Consider the following 3,838-nt stretch of genomic DNA (forward strand, 5'->3'; position numbering starts at 1 on the left):
TGCATGCATAAACATGTTCTCCAAATACCTTGCTCTCGAAAGCCTTTAAGCCATATGCAGAACCAAGAAGGGATGCAGGAAATTAAAAATGAGGGGATGAGATTAATCTATGAACTTATATGAGATCTGAATCTCTCCTGCAATTTAGGGTAATTATGAGGTCAGATTCCTAACTCTTATAAGAAATTTGATTTTCTTAAAAATGAAGAAATTAATAAGCAAAGTAAATTAAATGCTATTTTATTTTAAAACTTTGTCAGCTTTCTCACAATTTTATCATTATTATTCACACAAAAAGAGAGAGCAACTTATATGATATGAACGATACTACGATAGCAACATTTATCATATAGCCAGTTACTGCAACGACCCCTTTTATAGACTTGGTTTCTGAATATAAAACAGAAAGCGTAGCAATACAGGGAACATAAAGTGTAGCTGCAAGAAGTACTGCATATGCTTGAGGTGCAGAATATCCTAAGGCACTTATAGCTTCATTTACACTCACATTTCCTCCACTGAGCAAGACTGACGTTTCTAAAAATCCTTCTTTTGCCACAATGCCTGTTTCAAAAAGAAAAGCGGTTTTCCATGCAGTAACGTCATTCATTCCATACATTTTGCCAATTGGAGATAGGAAGCTTCCAATATATGATGCAATGCTGTCTTCTATTGATGGAGCATAATTTCCGCTCGGCGAAAAGTTTAGAAGAAACCAAACAACTATAGAAAGTGCAAATATAATAGTACCTGCTTTTTTAAGAAAATGCTTGCTGTTGTCCCAAACATGCCACCAAATGACTTTTGCTATAGGTTTATGTATCGGAGGGACTTCCGCTATCATTTCAGATGGTTCTTTGCTTTTTAAAATAAACCTTCTAATCAATAGCGCAGATAAAAGGGCTATAAGTATGGAAATTGCGTATATAGAGACCATCACAGAAGCTCCTAAAATAGGAGATGTGAAAAATACCGATACAAATGCCATTATGATAACTAGTCTCGCTTGACATGGCACAAAAGGGACGGAATAAATTAGTGAAAGGCGCTCATTTTTATCTTCTAAGCTTCTAGTTGAAAGCACACCAGGAACATTACAACCCAAAGATAAAGTAAGCGGGAATAAAGACCTTCCGGTAAGTCCAAAGATTTTAAAAAACCTATCGAAAGATAATGCGATCCTGATACCTAATCCAGAATCTTCTAAAACGCCTAATAACGCATAGGTAGTCATTATTAGTGGCAAGAAGCTTAACACAGCACCAACGCCCGGTATTATTCCATCACAAATCAATGAGGCAATCCAATTAGGCACGTATAAAGATAAAAACGGAAAGAGAGTTGCAGAGAGCCTATTAAAACCTTCAGATATTATACCGCTTAAACTATAGTTCTCTAAAAGCTCGCCAACCTTTTCAAGTCCTACGTATTTGAATATTACATTTAAAGGAAAACCTATGTTGATTGTAAATGCTATAGCAAAAATCGTAAAGTAAATCAAAATTGAAAACAAAAATCCCAATACTGGAACAAAGAATATTCTTTCGATCATAGAAGGTTTCTTTTCTACAGCTTTTTGTGCAACGTTCTCTTTTACAATTTTTTCAACAAAATCATACCTTCTAGATATTACTACTTCTCTAGGAGTTCTGTTGTAGTTTTCTATATATTTCTTAATAAGCTCTTCAGCCTTTTTCTTTATTTCATCACTACCTAAAGCATTAAGAACATATTTTTCTACAAGCTCGTCTTGCTCTAAAAGCTTAATAGCTATCCATCTTAACCTCCATTTAAGCTTTGATTTAAATGGAATAAGAGCATTTTCCAGCTCTTTAATAAATGGCTCTAGTGACAGGTAATTTATGTTTAAACTTCCTTCTTTTTTGCTTTTATTTATCGATAAAATCTCTTTAAGCAACTCGTCTATACCTGACTTTGTCAAAGAGGATATTGGAATTAATGGAACTCCCAATTCTCTCTGAATTCCATCATATCTTATATGTATTCCCTTGCTATGGGTAATGTCACTTTTCGTAAATGCAAGGATTGCGTTAGAGTAAAGTTCAAGAACCTGCGCTGCAAAATAAAGCGATTTTATTAAATCTAAGGAATCTACGAGTATTAGTATCGCATCCCATTTACCATTTAATATATTTTCAAGCGTTATGCTCTCTTCAGGTGAAAAAGAAGAAAGGTTATAAGTGCCAGGCAAGTCTGAAAAGCATAAGACATTACCATTATACCTTACTCTTCCTTCTTTTTTCTCTACAGTTGTCCCAGGCCAATTTGCTACTGACACGCTCTCTCCTGTAACTGTATTGAAGAATGTCGACTTGCCTACGTTTGGGCTTCCTGCTACTAAAATTTTAAAGTTGCAGAATTCTTTGCTGTTTTCCTCTTTGGCATTGAAAGGCATCATATCTCACTCTTACTCACTCTCATTAAGGTATTTACGGATAAAGATAAAAAATATTGAATATATACAGAACTTCATAATTATAAACAAAGTAGCTAATAAGCACATTAGTAGTTTTAATTTATTGCAGTTATTTTAATGAATATATATCGAATATAATATGGTGATACCCTTGATTAAAGCTTTAACTTTTGATGTATGGGATACAATACTCAATGAAGATAAATTTTATCAATTGCTATCAATAAATATAGGTAAAAAGCTGGGGAAAAGTGGTGAGGAAGTTTTTAAGAATATAATGAGCATTGATAGAGATGCAATTAAGATCAGACTCGAGGGTGGGTTTAAGAATATAATCTACGATACTGCCGAATATTTTTCAAACAGACTTGGACTAAAAAACCAAGAGGATTTATTTAACAGCGTAATTGAGATTATCGAAAGCGAAGAGATATGCTCTCTTGCTTTTGAAGACTCTATAAGTTCTATACATGAAATTAAAAAAATGGGAATGAAAATTGGATTGGTTGGAAATGTTTTATTTTGGCCTGGTATGATAACAAGGCTTATTTTGAAGCGCAATGGATTGCTTGATTACTTCGATGCTACAATATTTCAGGATGAGGTCGGTTACCAAAAGCCAAGTAAAGAAATATTCCAAATTGCTAGCAAAAGGCTTAATGTAAGTCTGAACGAGCTTGGCCATATCGGGGATTCGCTGGAAAACGACTTTGTCGGAGCAATATCTTCAGGAATGTACGGGTTCTTGATTAAGAGAGATCTGAACGCTAACTATATTGAGCTTGGTAAAAAAGCATATGCGATCAGATCTTTGTCATTCCTTTCAGAAATAATTAAAAAAATAAATAAGGCTTAAATTTCCACGCTTTCTATTTTTACTCCATCGGTTCCTAATTTAGTCCTGAAAGTTAGAGTTCCATGAAGCTTCATAGCTGTTTCAATAACATCTTGATTCTCAGGCGTTAATGCAATTACACATCCTCCCCCACCAGCTCCAGTAAGCTTAGATCCATACGCTCCAGCATCTCTAGCCACATAAACTAGCTCATTTAACCTTCGTGTTGATACTCCTAAAGCATCTAACAATGAATGATTTAGGTTCATGAAGCTTCCAAGCTCATGAAGATTGTTATTGAGAAGTGCGCTTTCCGCTTTTTCTACAGTATTTCCTATAAGCTCCATGATTTTCATATATATTTCTGGATAGCTTTCTATCTTTTTTCTTACCATTGCTACCATGTCTTTTGTTCTGCTTTCCCTTTCTACATAGCCTATAAGGAGAGGAATCTCTTCTTTGACTTCAATGGGGGTCCTTTCAACGGTTTTATCGATGTATTTAATTTTCAAAAATCCTCCAATAGCAGTAATGGATGTATCCATAGGAGAGGCTATTCCTTGGAC

The 3,838-nt window shown here is 34.6% G+C and carries 2 protein-coding genes and 1 pseudogene; 1 reads left to right on the plus strand and 2 read right to left on the minus strand.

Annotated features, from left to right (window positions below):
• Window positions 1–286: 286 nt before the first annotated feature.
• On the minus strand, window positions 287–2,416 hold the full coding sequence (gene feoB, locus ACP5SL_RS03485) for a ferrous iron transport protein B (RefSeq protein WP_428228191.1): 2,130 nt from the start codon (window positions 2,414–2,416) through the stop codon (window positions 287–289).
• A gap of 172 nt (window positions 2,417–2,588) precedes the next feature.
• On the opposite strand from feoB, the gene ACP5SL_RS03490 reads away from it, so the two are divergent.
• Window positions 2,589–3,293 carry an HAD family hydrolase gene (locus tag ACP5SL_RS03490; RefSeq protein ID WP_158308309.1) on the plus strand — a complete coding sequence of 235 codons (705 nt, stop codon included), beginning with the start codon at window positions 2,589–2,591 and terminating at the stop codon, window positions 3,291–3,293.
• Here ACP5SL_RS03490 and ACP5SL_RS03495 read toward each other — a convergent pair.
• Window positions 3,290–3,838, minus strand: a pseudogene (locus ACP5SL_RS03495) (mevalonate kinase); the annotation flags it as partial. The gene ACP5SL_RS03490 and the pseudogene ACP5SL_RS03495 sit on opposite strands and share 4 nt — an antisense overlap.

Origin of the sequence: Fervidicoccus sp. (assembly GCF_049967375.1) — an archaeon.
GTDB classification, from domain to species: domain Archaea; phylum Thermoproteota; class Thermoprotei_A; order Sulfolobales; family Fervidicoccaceae; genus Fervidicoccus; species Fervidicoccus fontis.